The sequence below is a fragment of the Paraburkholderia sp. BGA-UO-ETr-F12 genome (genome assembly GCF_059567945.1).
This window is the reverse complement of sequence record NZ_JCAQOZ010000018.1, coordinates 93,553-116,629: the sequence shown is the minus strand read 5'-3', so window position 1 is coordinate 116,629 and position 23,077 is coordinate 93,553. Positions and strand designations below refer to the sequence as shown.

The following is a 23,077-nucleotide window of genomic DNA, read 5'->3' as shown; positions in this document are numbered from 1 at the left end:
GCACCCTCACCCCGAAGTACAATGCCACCTGAACCACCCGCCCGCGCGGCGTCGCGAAGTTAGACCCGAAGTTCGACGCCCCGCTGGCCGGCGCCGGGCACACTGCCCGGCTACAACACCGATTACCCATCCACCCACGACCGCCCGCCCTTACGCGGCCGGCGGCGTCAACGTCTATTGCAAGCAAATGGCCCAATACGTCTTCACCATGAACCGGGTCGGCAAAATCGTGCCGCCCAAGCGTCAAATCCTGAAAGACATCTCGCTGTCGTTTTTCCCCGGCGCGAAAATCGGTCTGCTCGGCCTGAACGGCTCGGGCAAGTCGACGCTGATCCGCATCATGGCGGGTGTGGACAAGGACATTGAAGGCGAAGCCACGCCGATGCCGAACCTGAACATCGGCTATCTGCCGCAGGAACCGCAACTCGATCCGAACAAAACCGTGCGTGAAGCGGTCGAGGAAGGTCTCGGCGACGTCTTCGGCGCGCAAAAGAAGCTCGACGAAATCTACGCGGCTTATGCGGAGCCGGACGCCGACTTCGACGCGCTCGCCGCCGAGCAAGCCAAGTACGAAGCGATTCTCGCCACCACCGACGGCAGCGCGGAACAACAGATCGAAATCGCCGCCGACGCGCTGCGCCTGCCGCCATGGGACGCGAAGATCGAACACCTGTCGGGCGGCGAAAAGCGCCGCGTCGCGCTGTGCAAGCTGCTGCTCGAAAAACCGGACATGCTGCTGCTCGACGAACCGACCAACCACCTGGACGCGGAATCGGTCGACTGGCTCGAACAGTTCCTGACACGCTTCCCGGGCACGGTCGTCGCCGTCACCCACGATCGCTACTTCCTCGATAACGCCGCTGAGTGGATTCTCGAACTCGACCGCGGCCACGGCATTCCGTGGAAGGGCAACTACAGCAGTTGGCTCGATCAGAAGGAAGAGCGCCTGAAGCAGGAAGAGTCGTCGGAATCGGCGCGTCAGAAGGCGATCAAGAAGGAACTGGAGTGGGTGCGCCAGAACCCGAAGGGCCGTCAGGCGAAGTCGAAGGCGCGGATTGCCCGCTTCGAGGAACTGAACAGCCAGGACTACCAGAAACGCAACGAAACCCAGGAAATTTTCATTCCGGTCGGCGACCGCCTGGGTAACGAAGTGATCGAGTTCAAGAACGTCAGCAAGTCGTACGGCGACCGTCTGCTGCTCGACAACGTCAGCTTCAAGGTTCCGCCGGGCGCGATTGTCGGCATCATCGGCCCGAACGGCGCCGGTAAGTCGACATTGTTCCGCATGCTCACCGGCCGCGAACAGCCGGATTCGGGCGAGATCGTGCAAGGCCCAACGGTCAAGCTCGCATACGTGGACCAAAGCCGCGATGCATTGGACGGCTCCAAGACCGTGTTCGAAGAAATCTCCGGTGGCGCGGACGTGCTGACAGTCGGCAAGTATGAGACGCCTTCGCGTGCATACATCGGCCGCTTCAACTTCAAGGGCGGCGATCAGCAGAAGACCGTCGGCAATCTGTCGGGCGGCGAGCGCGGCCGGCTGCACCTGGCGAAAACACTGATCGCGGGCGGCAACGTCCTGCTGCTGGACGAACCGTCGAACGACCTGGACGTCGAAACGCTGCGCGCGCTGGAAGACGCGTTGCTCGAGTTCGCCGGCTCGGTGATGGTGATCTCGCACGATCGCTGGTTCCTCGACCGGATCGCGACGCATATCCTGGCATTCGAAGGCGATTCGCAAATCACGTTCTTCGACGGCAACTACCAGGAATACGAAGCGGACAAGCGCGCACGCCTCGGTGAAGAAGCTGCACGTCCGAAGCGCTTGCGTTACAAGCCGATCGCGCGATAAATCGCGAACCTGGCGGCCCGCTCGTGGGTGGATGAGCGGGCCGTTTTGCCTCAGCTGCCGGTCAATTGCCCATCGAGGCACCGGCAACGCCTTGCGTTTGCCAGACAAGCGGCGCACGGCACACGCATTGCTGATCACGCGGTGATACAAGTCGTCCGACCGGATGCGTCAACTCCGCCGGATCAGACGCATCGAATAACCGTGCGCCGAACCGGCGCGCAATCAGGCCGATCACAGCTACCGCGCCCGGCGCGGCGACGAGGAGGCAAGCATGGCGATGTCGAAGGGCAAGCGCTGGGCCATCGCCATCGGTGGCGTGCTGCTGGTGCTGATCGTCGTCGCAGTCGCTGCGTTGCAGTTCGCGCAGCGCGAAGTCAAAGAACGCGTCATTGCAGCGCTCGGGCCGTTAGGGAGCGCCGAGAGCATTCACGTCGGCCTCACGTCAGTCCATCTCACCAACGTTCTGCTCAAGCCGCCACCCGGCTGGCCCGCTGGCGATCCTTTACGCGCCGACGAAATCACGCTCACGCCCGACATCCGCGATCTGCTCGCGCGGCGCATCCATATTCGCAGCGTGGTGGTACGCGGCTTCGACATCGCCGTATTGCGCACCAAAGACGGCACGATCCGCCTGATGCCGAATCTGCGGGAATCGGTGAACCAGTCCGATCAAGAAGCCGGCGGCGCCCCCTCCACCCCGCGCGAAAAGCTGATCGACCACATCGCCTTCGAGCAGGGCAACTTCCATTTCTACGATATGACCGTTGGGCCACCGGCATTCAAGGTGACGGTCAGCAACGCCAATGCGACGGTCGATCATCTGCATCTGCCCGCGCTCAGCGAACCGACCGCCGTCGATCTCACCGGCTCGATCAAAGGCCCGGCGCATACCGGCACGGTCTCGTTTAACGGCTGGATCAAGATCGCCAACAAGGATTCGCAGACCACCAGCAAGCTAAGCGGCATCGACGTCGTGATGCTCGATCCGTATTTGCTGAAGAAGGCCGGCGGGAAGGCGCAGGTGAGCGGCGGCACGGTCGACCTGACTGTGGAGTCGACGGTGCGCAACTATCAGTTGCACGCGCCCGGCACGGTGACGATCCACCATCTGCAACTCGCCGACAGTGACAATCCGCTGGACACCTTCATGTCGATTCCAACCAAGGCGGCGATTGCGGCGCTCAAGACGCGCAACGGCGATATCACGCTGCATTTCGAGCTCGATGGCAACCTGCGCGACCCGAAGTTTTCGGTCCGGGAGAGTCTGATGAAGCGCCTCGGCGCCGGGTTTGCGAAATCGCTGGGCGTGAGCGTCGAAGGCGTGGCTAAGGGCACCGGCGAAACGGTGAAAGGCTTGGGTAACGCGTTGAAGAATCTGCTCGGGCAGTAGGCTTAAACCCGCAAGCCCAAGCCACGCAGGCGCGCCTCGGTTTGCGCCGCGCTCGTATGATGCACGCCGTGCCAGCCCAAGGCCGTCGCGGCCTCGGCGTTTTTCAGATTGTCGTCGATGAAGACGAGTTCGGCTGGCTGAATGCCAGGCAGTTGCGCCTCGATCCGCTGGTGCATGAGCGCGAAAATCGCCGGATCGGGCTTCACCAGCTTCACCCTGCCCGACACGACGATGTCGCGGAACCGCCGCAGCACGGGGTAATGCTCCCACGCATACGGAAACGTCTCCGCCGACCAGTTGGTTAGCCCGAAGAGCGGCACGTCAGCCGCCTCGAGCTTTTCCATGATCGCCACACCCTCTTCCAGCACGCCGGCCACCATCTCGTGCCAGCGCTCGTAGAACGCGCGGATCAGCGGTGCGTGATCGGGAAACCGGGCGACAAGTTCGTCGGTCGCCTCGACGATTGGCTGACCGCCGTCCTGACGGATCACCCAATCCATCGAACAGACGTGGGTCAGAAACCAGCGGCGTTCTGTGTCGTCAGGAATCAACTGACGATAGAGATACTCGGGACTCCAGTCGATCAGCACACCGCCGAAATCGAACACCACTGCCTTGATGGCCATGCACGCACTCTCCGTGGGATCGTGGCGACACACTCAGATGGGTTGGGTACGCAGTTCGAGCCACGCCTTCGCCTCGCCCGACACATGCGGCGACAGGCGCGCGCGCACCATTTCGTGATACCCGTTGAGCCATGCACGCTCGTCTTCACGCAACAGCGACAGATCGAGGCAGCGCGTGTCGATCGGGCACAGCGTCAGCGTTTCGAACTTGAGGAAATCGCCGAACTCGGTTTTCTCCGCCGGCACGTTCAGCACCAGATTCTCGATCCGCACGCCCCACTTGCCCGGCCGGTATATACCCGGCTCGACCGAGGTGATCATGCCCTCTTCCATCGCCGTCCATGGTTCGGCCGGCGCGTAGTGCGAAATCACCTGCGGACCTTCGTGCACGTTCAGGAAATAGCCCACGCCGTGACCGGTGCCATGACCGTAATCGGCGCCGGCCTCCCAGATCGGCGCGCGGGCAATCGCGTCGAGCATCGGCGAACGAATGCCGCGCGGGAATTTCGCGCGCGACAGCGCCATGGTGCCTTTCAGCACGATAGTGAAATCGCGCCGCTGCGCGTCGCTGATGGTGCCGATCGGCACGACCCGCGTGATGTCGGTCGTGCCGCTCAGATACTGCGCGCCCGAATCGATCAGCAACAAACCATTGCCCTCGATCACCGAATGCGATTCTTCGGTTGCGCGGTAGTGCGGCATCGCGCCGTTCGCATTGAAGCCCGCGATGGTCGCGAAGCTCAGCGATACAAAGCCCGGACGGCGCGCGCGGGCTGCCGTCAGACGCTGGTCGATCGTCAGTTCGGTGATCGATTCACGGCCCAATGCACCTTCGAACCACGCGAAGAATTCGGCGAGCGCAGCACCGTCCTGCTCCATCGTCTCGCGCACGTGCTCCGCTTCCGCCTCGGTCTTGCGCGACTTGAAGAAGGTGGACGGATTGACCGCCTCCACCACCTTCACCGTGGCCGGCACCAACTGCAGCGAGCCATAGGTAATGCGGCGCGGGTCGATCAGCAGCGTGCTGCCGGCCGGCAGCGCGGCTAGCGCGTCGGCAGCCTTCGCATACGGCTCGACGCTGATGCCGTCACGCGCGAGCGCCTCGGCCAGCTCTCGAGGCACCTTGCCGTCGGCGACGAAAAGCGACGCGCTTTGCGGACCGATCAGCGCGTGCGCGACAAAGACGGGGTTGTAGCTGACATCGGCGCCGCGCAGATTCAACAGCCACGCCAGGTCGTCCAGCGTGGAAATGAAGTGCCACTGCGCGTCCTTCTCCGCCATAGCGCGGCGAATCTGCGCGAGCTTTTCCGAACGGGCGACGCTTGCGTGCGGCGCGGCATGCTCAAACACGGCGGCGGCGGGCAGCGCCGGGCGCTGCGGCCAGATCGCGTCGAACAGGTCGACGTCGGTGCGCAATTTCACGCCGCGCGCGCTGAGCGCCTGGCCCAAGGCACGCGCCGCCGCCACGCCGAGCACCGCGCCGTCCACACCGACCGTACCGCCAGCCGCGACGTTCTGTGCGAGCCACTCGCAATGCGGCGCGGTCTGCTGGCCGCCGGTCATCTTCATCAATTGGACGCCGGTGCCGGCCAGTTGCGCGTTGGCTTGCTCCCAATAGCGGCTATCGGTCCATACGCCGGCGAAATCGGCGGTCACGACCAGCGTGCCGGCCGAGCCGGTGAAACCCGACAGCCACTGCCGGCCTTGCCAGCGCCCAGGTAGATATTCGGACAGGTGCGGATCGGAAGACGGCACCAGATAAGCGGCTACCCCTTCGCGCGCCATTGCATTGCGCAATGTCGCGAGCCGTTCGGGGATGGAGGAGGTTTCGGGAAGTCGGGCATTCATCGGAGTCACCTGCAAGTATTCATCGACGGGAAAGCAAGCCGACCGTCACGGCAACGGCGATCAACGCGACGCCGGTGCATACCGGCCATTCGAGCGTATCGCCATCATGAAAGAGACCAACCACATTGCCGGCCATGCGCGCGAGCGCCGCGCCCAGCACGCCGGCCAGTAGCGCCGCCCACCACGGAGCGCGGCTCGAACGGCGCAGCGGATGCAGCCACCAGCCCGCCAGACCGATCACCACACCCAGCACCAGAATTCCGGGCCACCCCATCAGCAGGGGACCTCAAATAGATTCAGACTTGTCTCATGGGCGCCCGGGGTCAAGACGGCTAGCATTTTCTTCTCATTAACTATAGAGGTTCAGCACGGCGCTTTCCGCATAGCGGTTGAGTTTAGGGGGTCGGGGTGATGTTAGGCAAGCTGTAAGCCTTACGGAGAAGCCTAGCCTCTGGTCCCTGCCACGCTGACAGCGCGCCATGCGTATCGCCCTTATCGAGCCGGATCTACGGCACGCCACCCTGGTCGGCCGGCTGATTTTTGCGGGCGGCCATATGTGTCAGCACTTCACCGCCAGCGCACCGTTCCTGGATCAGGCTGCCGACGAATTCTTCGATCTGCTCATCACGGAAAGCTGGGCCGGCGACCGTTCCGCCGAAGACGCGATCCCCCGCGCCCGCTCCATCCTGCCCGGCTTGCCCGTGATCGTACTGTTATCGGACCCACGCGAGAGCCAGATCGTCGCCGCGCTGCACGCGGGCGCCGACGACTGCCTGGCCAAGCCGGTGCGCGGCCCTGAAATGCTGGCCCGGGTAGATGCGCTGCTGCGGCGCGCCAGCTTGCGGCGGCCGCCCAACCGGCGGCGCGACACGATCGGCGGCTATGCATTCGACGCCGCGCAGTTTGCCGTCACATTCCGCAATCAAACCGTTGCCTTAACGCCGAAAGAATTCCGCTTTGCGTTGCTGCTTTTTAGCAACCTGTCGCGGCCGGTATCGCGCGCGCATATTCTTGAAACTGTCTGGACACGCCGCCGCGACGTAAGGTCGCGCACCGTCGATACCCATGCATCGCGCGTGCGGACCAAATTGCAGCTGCGTCCGGAGCACGGTTATTGCCTGACACCGCTTTACGGCTATGGCTATCAGCTCGACGCTATCCCGCCGGAAGCGGTTGTGGAGGCCGGATGACGCGCGCAGAATGAAAGAATCATGAAAACGCTATAATATTGGGCTAAACCATAGCGCCCCATATGCAGCTTCTAACGATCGGAATCAATCACCACACTGCGCCTGTCGCCTTGCGCGAACGCGTGGCGTTTCCGCTCGAACAGATCAAGCCTGCACTGGATACCTTCAAGAGCGTCTGGCTCGGCCGCACCGCCCGCACGGCGCCGGAAGCGGCGATTCTGTCCACCTGCAACCGCACCGAGCTCTACTGTGCGACCGACGACCTGGCCGCGCGTGAAGCCGCGATCCAGTGGTTCTCGAAATACCACAACCTGCCCATCGACGAACTCGCGCCGCATGTCTACGCGTTGCCGCAGTCGGAAGCCGTGCGCCACGCTTTCCGTGTCGCCTCGGGGCTGGATTCGATGGTGCTGGGCGAGACGCAAATCGTCGGACAAATGAAAGATGCTGTGCGCACGGCGTCTGAAGCCGGCGCGCTCGGCACCTACCTGAACCAGTTGTTCCAGCGCACCTTCGCCGTCGCGAAGGAAGTGCGCAGCACGACCGAAATCGGCGCGCAGTCGGTTTCCATGGCAGCAGCAGCCGTACGGCTCGCGCAGCGGATTTTCGACAAGGTCTCGAACCAGCGCGTGCTGTTCATCGGCGCGGGCGAAATGATCGAGTTGTGCGCCACGCACTTCGCCGCGCAGCAGCCGCGCGAGCTGGTCGTCGCCAATCGCACCGCCGAACGTGGCAGCCGCCTCGCCGAACGCTTCAACGGCCGGGCCATTCCGCTGTCGGAACTGCCGGCGCGCATGCACGAGTTCGACATCATCGTGTCGTGCACTGCTTCCACCCTGCCGATCATCGGTCTGGGGGCGGTCGAGCGAGCCGTGAAAGCGCGCCGCCACCGGCCGATTTTCATGGTCGATCTGGCCGTGCCGCGCGACATCGAACCCGAAGTCGGCCAGCTCGAAGACGTGTTCCTGTACACGGTGGACGACCTCGGCTCGATCGTGCGGGAAGGCAATGCGTCGCGGCAAGCCGCCGTGGCGCAGGCCGAGGCGATCATCGAGACGCGGGTGCAGAATTTCATGCAGTGGCTCGACGCGCGCAGCATCGTGCCGGTGATCCGCCACATGCATACGCAAGCCGATGTGTTGCGTCGCGCCGAGGTCGAACGCGCGCAGAAAATGCTCGCCCGCGGCGAGGATCCCGCAGCGGTGCTCGAAGCGCTGTCGCAATCGCTCACCAACAAACTCATCCACGGCCCGACGCACGCGCTCAATCGCGCGAGCAGCGAGAACCGTGACACGCTCATCGAATTGATGAGCGGTTTCTACAAACACTCCGGTTCTACGGAGCGTTAGCGGCGCAGCCACCGCCGCACCATCCGCGCCGCCCCGAGTGGCCCGCGATGTGCTTCTGACCAGGGCATCCGCCCACTCCCCTAGTCGTCGTCCTTGCCGGAGCCCGCTCCGATACCCGTCCGATGAAAACGAGCATGCAACGCAAGCTCGACCAGCTCACTACCCGGCTGGCCGAACTGAACGACCTGTTGAGCCGCGAGGACATTACCTCGAATCTCGACCAATACCGCAAGCTCACGCGTGAACACGCCGAGCTTGGACCGGTCGTCGAACATTACGCGCTGTGGCGCCAGGCCATGACCGACGCGGCCACCGCGCAGGAACTGCTGGCGGACGCGTCGATGCGCGACTTCGCGGAGGACGAAATTCGCACCTCGCGAGAGCGGATGGAAAAACTCGGCGCGGAATTGCAGAAAATGCTGCTGCCGAAAGACCCGAACGACGATCGCAACATCTTCCTAGAAATCCGGGCCGGCACGGGCGGCGACGAATCCGCGCTGTTCGCCGGCGACTTGCTGCGCATGTACTTGCGCTTTGCCGAGCGCAATCGCTGGCAAGTGGAGATGATGTCGGCGAGCGAATCGGACCTCGGTGGCTACAAGGAAGTGATCGTGCGAATCGCCGGCGAAGCGGCGTATTCCAAGCTCAAGTTCGAGTCGGGCGGCCATCGCGTGCAACGCGTGCCGGCCACCGAAACGCAGGGCCGCATTCACACGTCGGCCTGTACGGTCGCGGTCATGCCGGAAGCGGACGAAATTGGCGAGGTCGAGATCAATCCGGCCGATCTGCGCATCGATACATTCCGCGCGTCTGGCGCGGGCGGTCAGCACATCAACAAGACCGATTCGGCCGTGCGCGTCACGCACTTGCCGACGGGCATCGTCGTCGAATGTCAGGACGACCGGTCGCAGCATAAGAATAAGGATCGTGCGCTGAAGGTACTGGCCGCACGCATCAAGGACAAGCAGTCGCACGAGCAGCAGGCGAAGGAAGCCGCAACCCGCAAGAGCCTGATCGGCTCGGGCGACCGCTCGGAGCGGATTCGCACCTACAATTTCCCGCAAGGGCGTCTGACGGATCACCGGATCAATCTGACGCTGTATCGCCTCGACGCGATCATGGACGGCGATCTCGACGAACTGATCGCGGCTCTGGTCAGCGAGCACCAGGCCGAGCTGCTGGCATCGCTAGGCGACGCGGACTAAGCGGATGGACCCGGTCACACCCGCTGCGCTGTTGCGCGCCTCGCCGCTGCCGCCGCTCGAAGCGCGGATTCTGCTCACGCACGTGCTCGGTTGGCGGCACACGCAATTAATCACCCGCAGCGAAGATGCGCTCGACAGCCCGGTCGTTGAACGATATCGGGCGCTGGAAGCCCGGCGCGCGGCCGGCGAGCCGGTGGCGCAACTGGTCGGCGCGCGCGAATTCTTTGGGCTCGATTTCGAGGTGACACCCGAAGTCCTGATTCCGCGCCCCGAAACCGAGTTGCTGGTCGAAACGGCTTTGGCGGCACTGGAAAACGTCTCGCGGCCACGCGTACTCGATCTGGGCACCGGCACAGGCGCGATTGCCGTAGCCATTGCGTCGATGCGTCCCGACGCGCGAGTCTGGGCGCTGGATCGTTCCGCCGAAGCGCTAGCGGTGGCCACCCGCAATGCCACGCGTCTGCTGGATGGCGGACGCCCTGGCGGCGCCGTGACCCTGTTGCAGAGCGACTGGTACGGTTCGCTCGATACATCATTGCACTTCGACGTGATCGTCAGCAATCCGCCGTATATCGCGAGCGGCGACCCACATCTGTCGCAAGGCGATCTACGGTTCGAGCCGCGCGGCGCGCTCACCGATGAAGCCGATGGGCTCAGCGCGATCCGCAAGATCATCGCTGGCGCACCCACACGGTTGGCCGCCAACGGCGTATTGTGGATCGAACACGGCTACGATCAGGCGCAAGCCGTACGCGGTTTGCTGAGCGCGCAAGGTTTTGCGCAGGTTCGCTCGGAGCAGGATCTTGCCGGCATCGAGCGAATCAGCGGCGGCCAATGGCCTAATTAAGTCCGCTTGTCCGCCTTAATTCCCAAGGCGGCCAAGCGTCCCCCGGCCGGTCTCACCGAAATCCGCTATCATTTCAGCCTATTCCCTACACATAACGGAACCGCAAGGTCAGTCATGGATACGCAACAACGCATCAAGCAAATCGTCGACGAAAATAACGTCGTGCTCTTCATGAAGGGCACCGCCCAGTTCCCGATGTGCGGCTTTTCTGGCCGCGCCATCCAGATTCTGAAGGCATGTGGCGTCGGCGAAATCAAGACCGTCAACGTGCTGGAAGACGACGAAGTCCGCCAGGGCATCAAGCAGTTCTCGAACTGGCCGACCATCCCGCAACTCTATGTGAAGGGCGAGTTCGTCGGCGGCTCGGACATCATGATGGAAATGTACGAATCGGGCGAATTGCAACAATTGTTCGCTGCGGCCTGAACGGCCGCTGCCCGACCGTTCGTTGTCCATCGATAAGGCGCCGCGAGCCATGGAAACACGCGCTGCGGCGCCACGCCGGCTGATCGTCGCGATCACCGGCGCGACCGGCGCCATCTACGGCGTCCGGTTGCTCGAGACGTTGCGCAAGCTTGGCGGCGTCGAGAGCCATCTGCTGATTTCGAGCGCGGGCTGGCTCAATATCCAGCACGAACTCCAGTTGAGCAAAGAAGACGTGCATCCGCTCGCGGATGTCGTCCATTCGGTACGTGACGTCGGCGCGAGCATTGCATCCGGCTCGTTCGCCACCGACGGCATGGTGGTCGCCCCCTGCTCGATGAAGACGCTGGCAAGCGTCGCACACGGCTTTTCCGACAATCTGATCACCCGCGCCGCCGACGTCACGCTCAAAGAGCGCCGCCGGCTCGTCCTTCTGGTGCGCGAAACGCCGTTCAATCTTGCGCATCTGCGCAACATGACGGCGGTCACCGAAATGGGCGGCGTGATCTTTCCCCCGTTGCCCGCTTTCTATAACCAGCCCGCAACGATCGACGAAATGGTCGATCACACGGTGGCGCGCGTGCTGGATCTGTTCGCGCTGAGACCCGCCATGTCCTTGGCCTGGCAGGGCCTGCGCGAGACGAATTAACAACACCTGCGACACAATCAATTCCATTTCCGCCCGTTTATAAAACATCGGTGCGAATCTATATTGATAGCAACCCCACTTCCGCGCCGCGCTCCCGCGGCGACGTTGCTGCCATGAATCGCTTACCGTCGCTTTTCCTTTCTCACGGCGCCCCTACGCTGCCGATCGATCCGTCCCTGCCGTCCGTTGAATTCGGTGAACTGTCGGCGCAACTGCCACGTCCTGACGCCGTGCTGATGCTGTCGGCTCACTGGGGCACGGCGCAGCCGGTGGCGAGCACGTCCACGACACCGGAAACCATTCACGATTTCTACGGCTTCCCGCGTCAGTTGTACGAGATTCAATATCCGGCTCCAGGTGCACCCGATGTGGCACGCCGAGCCGCCGCGCTGCTCGGCGAACACGGCATTCTCACCGCCGCCCAGCCGCATGGGCTCGACCACGGCGCGTGGGTGCCGATGCTGCTGATGTTCCCGGAAGCGGACGTGCCGGTCGCGCAGTTGTCGATCCAGCCTCACATGGACGCAGCCCATCACTTCCGTGTGGGCCGCGCGCTGCGCTCGCTGAAAGACGATGGCGTGATGGTGATCGGCTCGGGCCAGATCACGCACAACCTGCGCGCAGCGGATTTTTCCGCGCGCCCGGAGGACGCCGATCCACGCGTGGCCGAATTCACCGACTGGTTCGAGGCCCGGCTCGCCGCGCATGACATCGACGCGTTGCTCGACTATCGTCGCCAGGCGCCGCACGCGGTGCTGATGCATCCGACCGACGAACACCTGCTGCCGGTATTCGCGGCGCTAGGCGCGGCGGACGACGACTATTCGCTGGCAATTCAGTCGCTTGGGACTTATCAGCGCTCGCTCGCCATGACGAATTACGTGTTCGGCACCGTCTGAAACACGCCAGACGCAATAAAGCGCCACAAACAGAAAAGCCCGCCTGACAACTCAGGCGGGCTTTTTTCATACTGTGCCGGACCAGCGCGGTCCGGCGCAAAACTCAACGTGGCAATTTAATGCGCGCCCATGCCTTCGAGCACTTCGTCGTGCGTCTGACGCTCTTCGAGGTATTCCGAACGATAGCCGCTATGCACGCCCCAGTAGTAGAACACCAGCGAAAACGCGATCACCACCAGCATGTCCCAGCCATACGGCAGAACGCCACGGCCACCGAACTCCTTGCTGCCGATCAGCGACAGGAGCGCCATCACCGGCAGGTAGGCCACCAGCCACCAGGCGGCCTTCAGATCACGCCCCCAGCCGCTGAAACCCGACTTCGCCTGAAAGTAGAAGTACACCGGCAACGCAACGATCATCAGCAGAATGATTTCGCCGGTCAGCGGCCACTTCGCCCAATACAGGATCAGCGACGCGCACACGAAAGCGAACGGCGCAATGATCTTCATGCCGGGGATGTGCAGCGGGCGCTCCAGGTCCGTCGCCGCGCGGCGCAGTGCCATCAGGCTGATCGGGCCGGTCAGGTACGAGATCACGGTCGCGACCGAGATCACCGCCGCCAACGAGCTCCAGCCGCGGAAGAAGAACAGGAAAATGAACGACACCAGCAGGTTGAACCACATCGCCTGACGCGGCACGCCGTAGAACGGGTGCACGTTACCGAACATCTTCGGCATCGTGTTGTTGCGTTCCATCGCGTAGATCATGCGGGTAGTGGTCGCCATGTAGGTCGTGCCAGTGCCGCTCGGGCTGACGAACGCGTCGACGTACAGCAGGATGGCCAGCCAGTTCAGGTTCAGCGCAATCGCCAGTTCGGCGAACGGCGACGCGAAGTTGAAGTGGCTCCAACCCTTCATCACGTCGCTCGGGCTCACCGCGCCGATATACGCGATCTGCAGCAGCACGTAGATCACCAGCGCCAGCAGGATCGAGCCGATCACCGCAAACGGCACGCTCTTGGCCGGATTGCGCGCTTCACCGGCAAGGTTGATCGGGCTCTGGAAACCGTTGAACGCGAACACGATGCCACTCGTCGCCACGGCGGTCAGCACGGCCGACCAGCCGTACGGCGCGAAGGTGCTCACTTCGCCGAAGTTTTCCTTGTGGAAGCCCGTCAGCATGAGACCCGCGATCGTCGCGCCCGGAATCAGGAACTTGAAGATCGTGATTGCCGAATTGGCGCGCGCGAACAGCTTGACGCCCCAATAGTTCAGCAGGAAGTAAACGATCACCAATGCGGCGGATAGCAATAGCCCATTGGTAGTTAATGACCCGTTCACGAATAGCGCGTGCGCCCATGGATACGGCCACGTGCTCATATATTGAATGGATGCTTCCGCCTCGATTGGAATCACCGAGACAATCGCGATCCAGTTGGCCCATGCGCTGATGAAACCGACCAGCGCGCCGTGCGAATAGCGTGCGTAACGCACCATGCCGCCCGACTCCGGGAACATCGCGCCGAGTTCGGCATAGGTCAAGGCAATCGCGAGAATAACCACCGCGCCGATTACCCATGCACAAATGGCAGCCGGCCCGGCAATTTTTGCAGCCTTCCAGGCGCCGAACAGCCAGCCCGATCCGATGATCGAACCCAAGCCGGTCAGCAGCAGCGCGACCGGGCCGATGTTCCGTTGTATAGAACTTTTCACATCTTCTCCTGTGTCGACCGGAGCTGGCGCTGTAGCACTTACTCCGGTCCCATACACCGTGTGTCGGCCGGAGCTCATGCTTTAGCGCTTACTCCGACCCTATGCAAGTTTGCCGCATGCCGGCACCACGTGACATCGCTTATGACGGTGGGAACGGGTGACGCGCATGCATACGCGCCGGTCCATTCTAATCAGGTGCAACCGACGCGCGGCGCGTAGTTTAACGGTTGCACCCCGCCGTTGCAGCGGAACTAAGGGTTCTCCCTGGCAAAATTTTCGGGCCGACAGCAAGGTTTGTAAGCAATTTCTACGCCAATCCGTCAAAATCTTGCAAAATTGGGACGAGAGTGTTGACCTTCTCCCGAAATCGCCGTATAACGTTCGGGCAGGATTTCAAGCGGCGAGTGAATTGGTCTTTCGTAGTTCGCCCATCAACGGTACTCCGGTTGGTCCCATTACCCCCTTCCTTGATTTTCATGCGCACCCATTGGGCTTCGGCCTTATTTACCATCTTTAGGAACAAGTAATATGGAAACCGGTACCGTCAAGTGGTTCAATGACGCAAAGGGCTTTGGCTTCATCACGCCGGACGGCGGCGGCGAAGATCTGTTCGCGCATTTCTCGGAAATCCGCACGGAAGGCTTCAAGACGCTGCAAGAAAACCAAAAGGTTACGTTTGAAGTGAAGACGGGCCCGAAGGGCAAGCAAGCTGCTAACATCAAGCCGGTGTAAGTAGGCACGCTTCCTTCTGGACGCAAAAAACCCCGCCTTGGCGGGGTTTTTTTATATTCGCTGTAACTGCATACGGTGATTATCTTCGCAGTATGCGATTGGTAAGTCTGTTTATCCAAACACACGCCGCGCGTGAATACCGAGACCTGTCGCAACGCTGGCAAGACGGTCGCCGAATACTGCTTTGGCATCGGGAAATGCCGCCGCCAATGCGCCCGATAGAAATGCCAAACCGGTCGAGCCACCCGTAAAGTAAATCGCGTTGACGTCGCGCGGAGCGACGCCGGCCGCCTGCACCGTGTCGCGCGCCGCCTGCACGATGCGCTGCGTCTCGTCGTGCCCGGCCTTGATAAGTTGCGCTTCGTCGAATGCGAGGCGCAGGTCGTCTTCCACCTCGTCGAGGTCGATCACCGTCTCGCCGCCCGCCGCCACGCCGATCTTCGCCTCTTCCGCATGCGCCGCCAGCGCATGGCCCAAACGGCGCTCCACGACACGCATCAGGCGGTCGTGATGTTTGGTCTGGAGGAACAGGTGCCGCATGAGCGCGAGTTCGCTGACGCGCTTCGGAGCGTAGACCGTGTTGATCAGGTGCCAGGTGGCCAGATCGAAATAGATGCGGTTCGGAATCTCACGACCTTCGGGGTCGAGCGTCTGATAGCCGAGTTCACGCAGGATCGTCACCAGTTCGACACGGCGGTCGAAATCGGTGCCCGCAACGTGCACACCGTGGTGAGCCAGCACGTCGTCTTTACGCTCCACGCGCTTCATCCGCTCCGGCCCCACCCGCACCAGCGAAAAGTCCGACGTACCGCCGCCGATGTCGGCCACCAGCACGAGCCCCTCTTCCGTCAGATGCGATTCGTAGTCGAACGCGGCTGCGATCGGCTCATACTGAAAGTGAATCTCCCGCAAACCGACTGAACGCGCCGCCGCTTCGAGCTGCTGCTGCGCCATCTGGTCTGCACGCGGGTCGTCGTCGACGAAGAACACCGGGCGGCCCAGCACGGCGCGGCTGATCGGGCCACCCGCGCTCTTCTCGGCCGAGCGCTTCAGATGGTCGACGAAAATCGCGATGATGTCCGTGTACTTGATCGCCGAACCATCGCCGAGATCGGTCGAATTCTCGGCAAGCGGCGAGCCGAGAATACTTTTCATCGAGCGCATCAAACGGCCGTCAAAACCGTCTATGTACTGCGCCAATGCCGCACGCCCGAACTCGCGGGTGTTTTCGTCGGTGTTGAAAAAGACGGCGGTCGGCAGCGTCGTATAGGCGCCCTCGACCGGCGCAAGCTTAAGCGCAGCGCCGTCAGGGACGGCTACGGCCGAATTGGAAGTACCGAAGTCAATCGCGCAATAGTTCATGGCAGGAATCGCCGCTCACGGCTGGCGCGGACAGAAAGGGGAGCGGCTTTGTAACACGAAAGGCCAATCAGCATCAACTGACGCTTTCCGGTACTCCGCAACACGCTGCAAAGTCCGCCCGACGGAACAAAAATTGCTCAATTCCACAGGATACGCCGCCAAATTTCAGTAATCAGGAGACTTGCAGCAATGAGCGCGCCGCCTACCGCCGTTGTGCACGAGAAAAACGCCGCAGTGATTGAAACGAATCTGCCCTCGCGGCTCGACCGCTTGCCCTGGGGACGCTTTCATTCGTTGATCGTTGTCGCGCTGGGCGTGACGTGGCTGCTGGACGGTCTCGAAGTCACGCTGGCGGGTGCGGTGGCGAGCGCGTTGAAGTCTAGCCCATCGTTGCGCTTTACCAACGCCGACGTGGGCCTCGCCGGCAGCGCTTACATTGCCGGCGCCGTGCTCGGTGCACTCGGATTCGGCTGGCTGACGGACCGGCTCGGCCGTCGCAAGCTGTTTTTCATCACGCTCGCGCTCTACCTGGCGGCCACCGCGGCGACCGCTTTGTCGTGGAATCTCGCCAGTTTCCTGCTGTTTCGCTTTCTCACCGGCGCCGGCATCGGCGGCGAATACACCGCGATCAATTCGACCATTCAGGAGTTCACACCGGCGCGGGTGCGCGGCTGGACGGATCTCGGCATCAACGGCACCTTCTGGGTCGGCGCGGGACTCGGCGCGGCAGGCTCGCTGATCCTGCTCGATCCGAACCTGCTGCCGGGCGACTGGGGCTGGCGCGCGTGTTTCTTCATCGGCGCGGTGCTGGCGCTGGCGATTTTGCCGATGCGCATCTGGGTGCCTGAAAGTCCGCGCTGGTTACTCACGCACGGCGATGAAGGCGATGCGCGCTCGATCGTCGAGGGCATCGAAATGCGTTTTCGCGACGAAGGCCACACGCTTGCCGACGATGGCCTCACACGCCTCAAGCTGAGGGCGCGCGGACATACGCCGCTGCGCGAGGTGTTTCACACGCTGTTCAACGTGCACCGTCGACGCGCGCTGGTCGGCCTCTCGCTGATGACTGCGCAGGCCTTCTTCTACAACGCGATCTTCTTTACCTACGCGCTGGTGCTGACCGATTTCTACGGCGTGCCGGGCGATCATATCGGTTGGTATCTGCTGCCGTTCGCGCTCGGCAACTTCCTTGGACCCTTGGTGCTCGGCCGGCTCTTCGACGTTGTCGGGCGACGCAAGATGATTGCTGCGACTTACGCGCTGTCCGGCATCCTGCTGACGGTAAGCGGCTACCTGTTCGAACAGCAGATGCTCACCGTCACGACCCAGACCATCGCGTGGATGGTAGTTTTCTTCTTCGCCTCGGCAGCGGCGAGTTCGGCGTATCTGACTGTCAGCGAATCGTTTCCGCTGGAAATCCGCGCGCTGGCGATCGCGGTGTTCTACGCGTTCGGCACGGCGTTGGGCGGCGTCATCGGCCCAGCGTTCTTCGGCCGGCTGATCGACACGCATCAGCGCAGCGAAGTGTTTTCGGGCTATCTGGTCGGCTCGGCGCTGATGCTCGCCGCGGCGGTGATCGCCGCGATCTGGGGCGTGGATGCGGAGCGCAAATCGCTCGAGAGTGTGGCGGCGCCGCTTTCGAGCGTCGTGGACGACGCGGGATAAAGCATGCGCTCTAAGACGTCGCAAAGGCGCGGACCGGACCACACACCCTGACACGTCGCGGCGGCCACCAACCGCACCATGCGCCTCAATGCATCGCAGCAAACACAGAACGAAAAAACGCGCAGTCAGTGCTGCGCGTCTTTATTACCATCAAAGCTGCCGGACGTTCAGAACGCCTTCTTCCAGGCACCGCCATAAGCGATCTCGGCAAGCGGCAAACGCTGACGCACCGATTTTTCGCGCTCGCGCAGCACCGGGTCGAGTTTGTCCACGTCGCCGTAGTGGCCGAGCGAAATGATCGCGATCACGTCGACGTCGGTCGGCAACTTGAATGCCGCGCGGAACGCGTTCGGATCGAAGCCGCTCATCTGATGCGCGGCGAGGCCGAGCGCATGTGCCTGCAACACCAGCGCCATTGCCGCGGCACCCGCGTCGTACGCTGCGCAGCGATTCGCTTCGCCCTTGCTGGTGAGCGTGTGCGTGGTCACCGCGATCAGCACCGGCGCCGGTGCATTCCAGCCCTGATTGAACGGCACCAGCGTAGCAAAGGCCTGCTTGAACGAGACTTCATCGACGCTGCGGTCAAATACGAGAAAACGCCACGGTTGTGCGTTATACGAAGACGGCGCCCAGCGTGCCGCTTCGAGCACCGACTGCAGGTGCTCGCGGCTCACCGGCTCGCTCGAATACGCGCGCGGGCTCCAGCGACCTGCAATCAACTCGTGAATGGCAACTGCGGTAGGGGCGGGTTTGTTGGTCATGCGCTTCTCTCGGTCGAAATTCATGATCGACGGGCGGCTGCCCGGGGTTTCATAGCATAACCGGGCTGAGCCGCTCGTGCTCCAACAAGTGCACAGTTAGTTTTTCAGATCGGCTGCAATGGCAAACGGCCTCATATAAGAGAAAGGCCGTTTGCGCGGGTTCGCGTTTTTTAAAGTGCACGAGGGGCGGGCGGCCGCAGTTTCATACCGCTTGCGGCTCCGGCACCTTGGCCGGCCGGTTGATCCGCAGCACGATCACGGCGGCCACCAGGCACAATCCGCCAGAAATCATCGATGCGACCGTGTACGTGCCGAGGCTCGCGCGCAGCATGCCCGCACCGAGCGCCGCGAAGGCCGCGCCCAGTTGGTGACCGGCGACCACCCAGCCGAATACGACCGGCGCCGATTCCTTGCCGAAGACATCGGTCGCAAGACGCACGGTGGGCGGCACGGTCGCGATCCAGTCGAGCCCGTAGAACACCGCGAACAGCGGCAAGCCGAAGAAATCGATACCGAACGCGTGCGGCAGGTACATCAGCGACAAACCGCGCAAACCGTAGTACCAGAACAGCAAAACGCGACTATTGAAGCGATCCGACAGCCAGCCCGACAGTGTCGTGCCGAACAGATCGAAGATACCCATGGCAGCGAGCAAGGATGCGCCCTGCACTTCGCTCATGCCGTAGTCGCCGCACATCGCAATCAGGTGAGTGCCGACATAACCATTGGTGCTCGCGCCGCAGATAAAGAAGCTGAAGAACAGCAGCCAGAAATCGCGCGTCTTGCTCGCCATCGCGAGTGTGCCGAAGGCGATGGCCAGCGGATTCTGCTTGGTCACCGTGGCGGAGATCGGCGCGTCGGCCGGCTCGCCGAATGGGCGCAGCTTCATATCAGCGGGCCGCTCCGGCAACAGAAACGCGACCAGCGGCAAAACGACTGCGGCAGCGCCCGCCACCACCCACACCACCTGACGCCACCCGTAATGCTCGGCGATGGCCGCGAGCATCGGCAGGAACACCAGTTGGCCGGTCGCCGAACTCGCGGTGAGAATCCCCATGACGAGGCCACGATGCGTGGTGAACCAGCGCGTCACCACCGTCGCCGACAACGACAGCGCCGCCACCCCGGTCGAGCCGCCGACCATCACGCCCCAGATCAGGACCATCTGCCACGGATGCGTCATCAGCGACGACAATGCCACGCCCGCCGCCATCGTGCCGAGCGCGATCAGCAATGTGGGACGCACACCGAAACGCTGCATCGCCGCAGCCGCGAACGGCCCCATCAGGCCGTAGAGCGCAATATTCACGGAGATCGCGAGCGAAATCGTCGCGCGGCTCCAGCCGAATTGATGCTCCAGCGGCACCATCATCACGCTGGGCGTAGCGCGGGTGCCCGCGGCCGCCAGCAACACCAGAAACACCACCGCCACGGTCAACCAGCCGTAGTGGAAACGTCCGCCAATCAGTCTCGCTGCCCAGTTCATCGGTTCTCCAGTCGGCGCTTGCCCGCAGGCCGCTCCGCTCGCATTGTTACGCCTTAGGTAAAGGACTTGTGACAGATCGGTCACAATGAGTGTTGCGATATTAGTTACTGGTCGGTAACATGTCAAGGCGTCAATTCAATTCAGGTGGTATGCCATGTCCGACAGTGAAACCTCCAGGCCGGCCAGTGCAAGGCGAGCACGCGGCACGCAGACGGCCGGCCCGGAAGCGCAGCAGCATCTATTGCGCGCCGCGGACGAGTTGTTTTATCGCGAGGGAGTGCGCACGGTCGGCGTCGACGCGGTGGTCGAGCGCGCGGGCGTGAACAAGATGAGTCTGTACCGCCAGTTTTCGTCGAAGGACGAGCTGGTGCTGGCGTATCTTGAGCGCAAGGACGAGCAGTTTTTCGGTTACGTGGAAAAGAGTTTCGCGAAGCATCCCGGTGAGCCGGCGAAGCAGCTTCAGCAATATTTCGACGACCTGGCGGTGCGTGCATCGATCGACGAGTATCGTGGCTGTCCGTTTGTGAATGTCTCGGTAGAGTTTCCTGACACGGCGCATCCGGCGCGGCGATTCGTGTTTCGCAACAAGGCGCGGTTGATGGCGCGGCTTCTGGAGCTCAGCACCGCAGCAGGCGCTGACGATCCTGTGGCGTTAGCCAACGGGCTGGGTTTGCTGATCGAAGGCGTGTACGCGGCCAGCCAGACGTACGGCCCGGGCTGCGGGCCGATTCTTGCCGCCCCGAAGGTGGCGGCGCAGTTGATCGCCGCGGCGTGCGGCGGGTCGCCGGCGCGTTAAGGTTTTTGCCGTTCTATTGCGGCAGCGCGCGGATAGGCAACGTTGCGCGCCATTAGAATGACGGTTTCCCCTTTCGTTGCTTGCCATGTCGTCGCCTGTCGAATCTCACGATGCCGTTATAGCCGCCGTTCGTCATTGGCTGACAGAGGCCGTGATTGGCCTCAATCTCTGTCCTTTTGCCAAAGCCGTGCATGTGAAAGGTCAGATTCGCTATGCCGTGAGCAACGCTGAGAATATGGAAGGCGTTTTAACCGATCTCGAAGCCGAGATTCAGGCTCTGGTCGCGGCAAGTCCTGAAACGGTGGATACCACGCTACTGGTTTTACCGCGGGCGCTCGGCGATTTTCTCGATTACAACGATTGTCTGTTCTTCGCGGAAAGAATGATCAAGCAACTTCGGCTGGAAGGCGTTATCCAGATTGCGAGCTTTCACCCTCATTATCAGTTTGAAGGAAGCGAGCCCGACGACATTGAAAATTACACGAATCGTGCGCCTTATCCGATTTTTCACCTGCTTCGCGAGGACAGCATTGAACGCGCAGTTCAGGCGTTCCCCGATCCGGAAGCGATTTATGAACGGAATCAGGAAACGCTTCGGCAAATCGGTCTTAAAGGCTGGAATAATCTGATGAAAATGTAGTTCGCGCGGCGGCCGGCAAAAGGCCGCCGCCAGCCCACCACGCAGCCGCCACGCAGCGCAAACAGATCAGCCGGCGACAAAGAATCTTTCTTTCAACTCTTCGATCCCGAGCGTTTCCATTACTTCATTGAGCCGCTCGGCCGGCCGGCGCCTCGGCAGATCCTTGAACTGGGCGATAATCAGTTCATTCTTCATCGAATGCTCCCACCCGACCAACTCCGTCACGCTCACCTGATAACCGTGCGCTTCAAGCTGCAAGCAGCGCAATACGTTAGTAATCTGGCTGCCGAATTCCCGGGTATGCAACGGATGCCGCCAGATCTCGGTCAACGCGTTGCCCAGCGATTTACTCTTGTTTTGCCGTAAAACACCTGCCACTTCGGCCTGGCAGCACGGCACCACCACAATGTATTTCGCGCGCTTTTCCAGCGCAAAGCGGAGCGCGTCGTCTGTCGCGGTATTGCATGCATGCAGCGCCGTGACGATATCGATTTGCGCCGGCAAACGCTCCGATGTAATCGACTCCGCCACCGACAAATTCAGAAACGACATTCCCTTGAAGCCTAGCCGGGCGGCCAGTTCCTCGGATTTCTTGACGAGTTCCTCGCGCGTCTCAATGCCGTAAATGTGCGACGCACCACCCGCGGCATCCTGAAACTCCTTGAAGAAAAGGTCATACAGGATAAAACCTAGATATGACTTGCCCGCGCCGTGGTCGACGAGCGTCACCGCGCCCTGCTGATCCTTGAGATCTTTCAGTAGCGGCTCGATGAACTGGAACAGGTGATAGACCTGCTTCAGCTTACGGCGGCTGTCCTGGTTCATCTTGCCGTCGCGCGTCAGGATATGAAGCTCCTTCAGCAGTTCGACGGATTGGTTGGGACGAATTTCGTGAGTTTTGCTGGACATCTCGGGGGACCGGCATCAATTGCGCGCGAACGTGCGACAGATGACGGAAAAAAGGAAAAGTTACTGCCAGTTTACCCAAAGCGCGCGCCGCCCACCTGGAGAGCCGTGTCGACAACGCAAGAAACGCCACAAACCTGGAACACTTCCTGCATAAAACGCACTGCGCGGGACGTTTCCAACGTGGCCAGAAAGCATCTTGCGGGCCGGCTCACCCGATGGCGTAAGCCGTGTCGCGCATAACAAGAGGCTGCCGGCCGTGGCGTCGATCACGCGAACCGAATGCATGTGGGGAGGACGGTCCCGGAACACGGGCCGAACGTTACGTAACCAGCAGCGCGCCGCGATATCAAACGGACGCGCGCCTGGAAATTAGAAGAGGCAGCGATGGACACGGTACCCAACGGAAACGTCGAACAGAAATTTCAGGAAATGCTGGCTAAGCTCACCGCCGCGCCGGCGTGGTCGGAAAAGCAGCAGCTCGAACTGGAGATGGCACGCGATATTTCCACCGAAATGCTGCGACTGGCCGAAATCATGCGCGACGGCAGCGTCGACATGGAAACGTGCCTGACGATGCTCAAGTACGCGAAAGTGCTCGACTTCGTGATGACAACACTCGCTTCGCGTCGCGACATCAAACCGCAAACGCTGCGGGTCATTTTCAAACTGGCCGGCCTGAAGGTGGACGAGGCTTACCCCGGCTAGGACGCCCGCACAAAGTCACGCTCAGTTCGAG

General features: G+C 62.0%; 22 protein-coding genes. 14 read left to right on the top strand and 8 right to left on the bottom strand.

Features of this window, described 5'->3' with window-relative positions; translation table 11 throughout:
• The first annotated feature begins 187 nt into the window (after positions 1 to 187).
• Positions 188 to 1,852, top strand: a complete 1,665-nt coding sequence (ettA, locus tag AC57B6_RS07590) for an energy-dependent translational throttle protein EttA (protein ID WP_028199681.1) — start codon at positions 188 to 190, stop codon at positions 1,850 to 1,852.
• Between the two features lie 271 nt (positions 1,853 to 2,123).
• Positions 2,124 to 3,242, top strand: coding sequence for a DUF748 domain-containing protein (locus AC57B6_RS07585; RefSeq protein ID WP_144193616.1), 1,119 nt, complete (start codon positions 2,124 to 2,126; stop codon positions 3,240 to 3,242).
• Between the two features lie 2 nt (positions 3,243 to 3,244).
• On the opposite strand, the gene AC57B6_RS07580 is transcribed toward AC57B6_RS07585, so the two are convergent.
• From AC57B6_RS07580 to AC57B6_RS07570, 3 genes are read right to left on the bottom strand one after another with little or no spacing between them, the layout of a single operon-like run.
• Positions 3,245 to 3,868 carry an HAD family hydrolase gene (locus tag AC57B6_RS07580; protein WP_281662694.1) on the bottom strand — a complete coding sequence of 208 codons (624 nt, stop codon included), beginning with the start codon at positions 3,866 to 3,868 and terminating at the stop codon, positions 3,245 to 3,247.
• 33 nt (positions 3,869 to 3,901) lie between these two features.
• Positions 3,902 to 5,716, bottom strand: coding sequence for an aminopeptidase P family protein (locus AC57B6_RS07575; RefSeq protein ID WP_496420932.1), 1,815 nt, complete (start codon positions 5,714 to 5,716; stop codon positions 3,902 to 3,904).
• A 19-nt stretch (positions 5,717 to 5,735) separates the two neighbouring features.
• Positions 5,736 to 5,990 carry a hypothetical protein gene (locus tag AC57B6_RS07570; RefSeq protein WP_028199677.1) on the bottom strand — a complete coding sequence of 85 codons (255 nt, stop codon included), beginning with the start codon at positions 5,988 to 5,990 and terminating at the stop codon, positions 5,736 to 5,738.
• Positions 5,991 to 6,195: 205 nt separating this feature from the next.
• Between AC57B6_RS07570 and AC57B6_RS07565 the strand changes: the two genes are divergently transcribed.
• The 7 genes from AC57B6_RS07565 to AC57B6_RS07535 all read left to right on the top strand — a co-directional run bounded on the left by AC57B6_RS07565 (position 6,196) and on the right by AC57B6_RS07535 (position 12,278).
• Entirely contained in the window at positions 6,196 to 6,906 is a 711-nt protein-coding gene (locus AC57B6_RS07565) for a response regulator transcription factor (protein ID WP_106355238.1), read from the top strand.
• A 62-nt stretch (positions 6,907 to 6,968) separates the two neighbouring features.
• Positions 6,969 to 8,255: a glutamyl-tRNA reductase gene (gene hemA, locus AC57B6_RS07560; protein WP_028199675.1), complete on the top strand. Its 1,287-nt coding sequence runs from the start codon at positions 6,969 to 6,971 to the stop codon at positions 8,253 to 8,255.
• Between the two features lie 122 nt (positions 8,256 to 8,377).
• Positions 8,378 to 9,460, top strand: coding sequence for a peptide chain release factor 1 (gene prfA / locus AC57B6_RS07555; RefSeq protein ID WP_028199674.1), 1,083 nt, complete (start codon positions 8,378 to 8,380; stop codon positions 9,458 to 9,460).
• 4 nt (positions 9,461 to 9,464) lie between these two features.
• Positions 9,465 to 10,307, top strand: coding sequence for a peptide chain release factor N(5)-glutamine methyltransferase (gene prmC / locus AC57B6_RS07550; protein WP_496420931.1), 843 nt, complete (start codon positions 9,465 to 9,467; stop codon positions 10,305 to 10,307).
• Positions 10,308 to 10,421: 114 nt separating this feature from the next.
• Positions 10,422 to 10,733, top strand: a complete 312-nt coding sequence (gene grxD, locus AC57B6_RS07545; protein ID WP_012434475.1) for a Grx4 family monothiol glutaredoxin — start codon at positions 10,422 to 10,424, stop codon at positions 10,731 to 10,733.
• A 49-nt stretch (positions 10,734 to 10,782) separates the two neighbouring features.
• Entirely contained in the window at positions 10,783 to 11,379 is a 597-nt protein-coding gene (locus AC57B6_RS07540; RefSeq protein WP_028199672.1) for a UbiX family flavin prenyltransferase, read from the top strand.
• Positions 11,380 to 11,492: 113 nt separating this feature from the next.
• Positions 11,493 to 12,278: a DODA-type extradiol aromatic ring-opening family dioxygenase gene (locus AC57B6_RS07535; RefSeq protein ID WP_496420930.1), complete on the top strand. Its 786-nt coding sequence runs from the start codon at positions 11,493 to 11,495 to the stop codon at positions 12,276 to 12,278.
• Between the two features lie 116 nt (positions 12,279 to 12,394).
• Here the strand turns inward: AC57B6_RS07535 and AC57B6_RS07530 are convergent, their stop codons facing one another.
• The gene (locus AC57B6_RS07530; protein WP_028199670.1) at positions 12,395 to 13,990 is read right to left on the bottom strand and encodes an APC family permease; all 1,596 of its coding nucleotides are present in this window, start codon (positions 13,988 to 13,990) and stop codon (positions 12,395 to 12,397) included.
• Between the two features lie 528 nt (positions 13,991 to 14,518).
• Here AC57B6_RS07530 and AC57B6_RS07525 point away from each other — a divergent pair.
• Positions 14,519 to 14,722 carry a cold-shock protein gene (locus AC57B6_RS07525; protein ID WP_007180251.1) on the top strand — a complete coding sequence of 68 codons (204 nt, stop codon included), beginning with the start codon at positions 14,519 to 14,521 and terminating at the stop codon, positions 14,720 to 14,722.
• 111 nt (positions 14,723 to 14,833) lie between these two features.
• Here AC57B6_RS07525 and AC57B6_RS07520 read toward each other — a convergent pair whose 3' ends face one another.
• A complete protein-coding gene (locus AC57B6_RS07520) occupies positions 14,834 to 16,084 on the bottom strand; it encodes an Hsp70 family protein (RefSeq protein WP_046567621.1) in 1,251 nt (416 codons plus the stop codon).
• A 189-nt stretch (positions 16,085 to 16,273) separates the two neighbouring features.
• On the opposite strand from AC57B6_RS07520, the gene AC57B6_RS07515 reads away from it, so the two are divergent.
• On the top strand, positions 16,274 to 17,749 hold the full coding sequence (locus AC57B6_RS07515) for an MFS transporter (RefSeq protein WP_106355246.1): 1,476 nt from the start codon (positions 16,274 to 16,276) through the stop codon (positions 17,747 to 17,749).
• Positions 17,750 to 17,916: 167 nt separating this feature from the next.
• Here the strand turns inward: AC57B6_RS07515 and AC57B6_RS07510 are convergent, their stop codons facing one another.
• Together AC57B6_RS07510 and AC57B6_RS07505 are read right to left on the bottom strand one after the other, a co-directional pair.
• Positions 17,917 to 18,510, bottom strand: coding sequence for a nitroreductase family protein (locus tag AC57B6_RS07510; RefSeq protein WP_028199667.1), 594 nt, complete (start codon positions 18,508 to 18,510; stop codon positions 17,917 to 17,919).
• Positions 18,511 to 18,712: 202 nt separating this feature from the next.
• Positions 18,713 to 19,996: an MFS transporter gene (locus AC57B6_RS07505; protein WP_030100691.1), complete on the bottom strand. Its 1,284-nt coding sequence runs from the start codon at positions 19,994 to 19,996 to the stop codon at positions 18,713 to 18,715.
• Positions 19,997 to 20,150: 154 nt separating this feature from the next.
• Between AC57B6_RS07505 and AC57B6_RS07500 the strand changes: the two genes are divergently transcribed.
• Both AC57B6_RS07500 and AC57B6_RS07495 read left to right on the top strand, forming a co-directional pair.
• Positions 20,151 to 20,792 carry a TetR/AcrR family transcriptional regulator gene (locus AC57B6_RS07500; protein ID WP_028199665.1) on the top strand — a complete coding sequence of 214 codons (642 nt, stop codon included), beginning with the start codon at positions 20,151 to 20,153 and terminating at the stop codon, positions 20,790 to 20,792.
• An 85-nt stretch (positions 20,793 to 20,877) separates the two neighbouring features.
• Positions 20,878 to 21,432: a DUF1415 domain-containing protein gene (locus AC57B6_RS07495; RefSeq protein ID WP_046567616.1), complete on the top strand. Its 555-nt coding sequence runs from the start codon at positions 20,878 to 20,880 to the stop codon at positions 21,430 to 21,432.
• Between the two features lie 66 nt (positions 21,433 to 21,498).
• On the opposite strand, the gene AC57B6_RS07490 is transcribed toward AC57B6_RS07495, so the two are convergent.
• A complete protein-coding gene (locus AC57B6_RS07490) occupies positions 21,499 to 22,341 on the bottom strand; it encodes a class I SAM-dependent methyltransferase (RefSeq protein ID WP_178369219.1) in 843 nt (280 codons plus the stop codon).
• A 384-nt stretch (positions 22,342 to 22,725) separates the two neighbouring features.
• On the opposite strand from AC57B6_RS07490, the gene AC57B6_RS07485 reads away from it, so the two are divergent.
• Positions 22,726 to 23,046 (top strand): type II toxin-antitoxin system HicA family toxin, encoded by a 321-nt coding sequence (locus AC57B6_RS07485; RefSeq protein ID WP_028199662.1) that lies wholly within the window; start codon positions 22,726 to 22,728, stop codon positions 23,044 to 23,046.
• Positions 23,047 to 23,077 lie beyond the last annotated feature (31 nt).

Coding starts and splice junctions, on each gene's coding strand:
- ettA (WP_028199681.1), top strand. CDS start 188: ATGGCCCAATACGTCTTCACCATGAACCGGGTCGGCAAAATCGTGCCG.
- AC57B6_RS07585 (WP_144193616.1), top strand. CDS start 2,124: ATGGCGATGTCGAAGGGCAAGCGCTGGGCCATCGCCATCGGTGGCGTG.
- AC57B6_RS07580 (WP_281662694.1), bottom strand. CDS start 3,868: ATGGCCATCAAGGCAGTGGTGTTCGATTTCGGCGGTGTGCTGATCGAC.
- AC57B6_RS07575 (WP_496420932.1), bottom strand. CDS start 5,716: ATGAATGCCCGACTTCCCGAAACCTCCTCCATCCCCGAACGGCTCGCG.
- AC57B6_RS07570 (WP_028199677.1), bottom strand. CDS start 5,990: ATGGGGTGGCCCGGAATTCTGGTGCTGGGTGTGGTGATCGGTCTGGCG.
- AC57B6_RS07565 (WP_106355238.1), top strand. CDS start 6,196: ATGCGTATCGCCCTTATCGAGCCGGATCTACGGCACGCCACCCTGGTC.
- hemA (WP_028199675.1), top strand. CDS start 6,969: ATGCAGCTTCTAACGATCGGAATCAATCACCACACTGCGCCTGTCGCC.
- prfA (WP_028199674.1), top strand. CDS start 8,378: ATGAAAACGAGCATGCAACGCAAGCTCGACCAGCTCACTACCCGGCTG.
- prmC (WP_496420931.1), top strand. CDS start 9,465: ATGGACCCGGTCACACCCGCTGCGCTGTTGCGCGCCTCGCCGCTGCCG.
- grxD (WP_012434475.1), top strand. CDS start 10,422: ATGGATACGCAACAACGCATCAAGCAAATCGTCGACGAAAATAACGTC.
- AC57B6_RS07540 (WP_028199672.1), top strand. CDS start 10,783: ATGGAAACACGCGCTGCGGCGCCACGCCGGCTGATCGTCGCGATCACC.
- AC57B6_RS07535 (WP_496420930.1), top strand. CDS start 11,493: ATGAATCGCTTACCGTCGCTTTTCCTTTCTCACGGCGCCCCTACGCTG.
- AC57B6_RS07525 (WP_007180251.1), top strand. CDS start 14,519: ATGGAAACCGGTACCGTCAAGTGGTTCAATGACGCAAAGGGCTTTGGC.
- AC57B6_RS07520 (WP_046567621.1), bottom strand. CDS start 16,084: ATGAACTATTGCGCGATTGACTTCGGTACTTCCAATTCGGCCGTAGCC.
- AC57B6_RS07515 (WP_106355246.1), top strand. CDS start 16,274: ATGAGCGCGCCGCCTACCGCCGTTGTGCACGAGAAAAACGCCGCAGTG.
- AC57B6_RS07510 (WP_028199667.1), bottom strand. CDS start 18,510: ATGACCAACAAACCCGCCCCTACCGCAGTTGCCATTCACGAGTTGATT.
- AC57B6_RS07505 (WP_030100691.1), bottom strand. CDS start 19,996: ATGAACTGGGCAGCGAGACTGATTGGCGGACGTTTCCACTACGGCTGG.
- AC57B6_RS07500 (WP_028199665.1), top strand. CDS start 20,151: ATGTCCGACAGTGAAACCTCCAGGCCGGCCAGTGCAAGGCGAGCACGC.
- AC57B6_RS07495 (WP_046567616.1), top strand. CDS start 20,878: ATGTCGTCGCCTGTCGAATCTCACGATGCCGTTATAGCCGCCGTTCGT.
- AC57B6_RS07490 (WP_178369219.1), bottom strand. CDS start 22,341: ATGTCCAGCAAAACTCACGAAATTCGTCCCAACCAATCCGTCGAACTG.
- AC57B6_RS07485 (WP_028199662.1), top strand. CDS start 22,726: ATGGACACGGTACCCAACGGAAACGTCGAACAGAAATTTCAGGAAATG.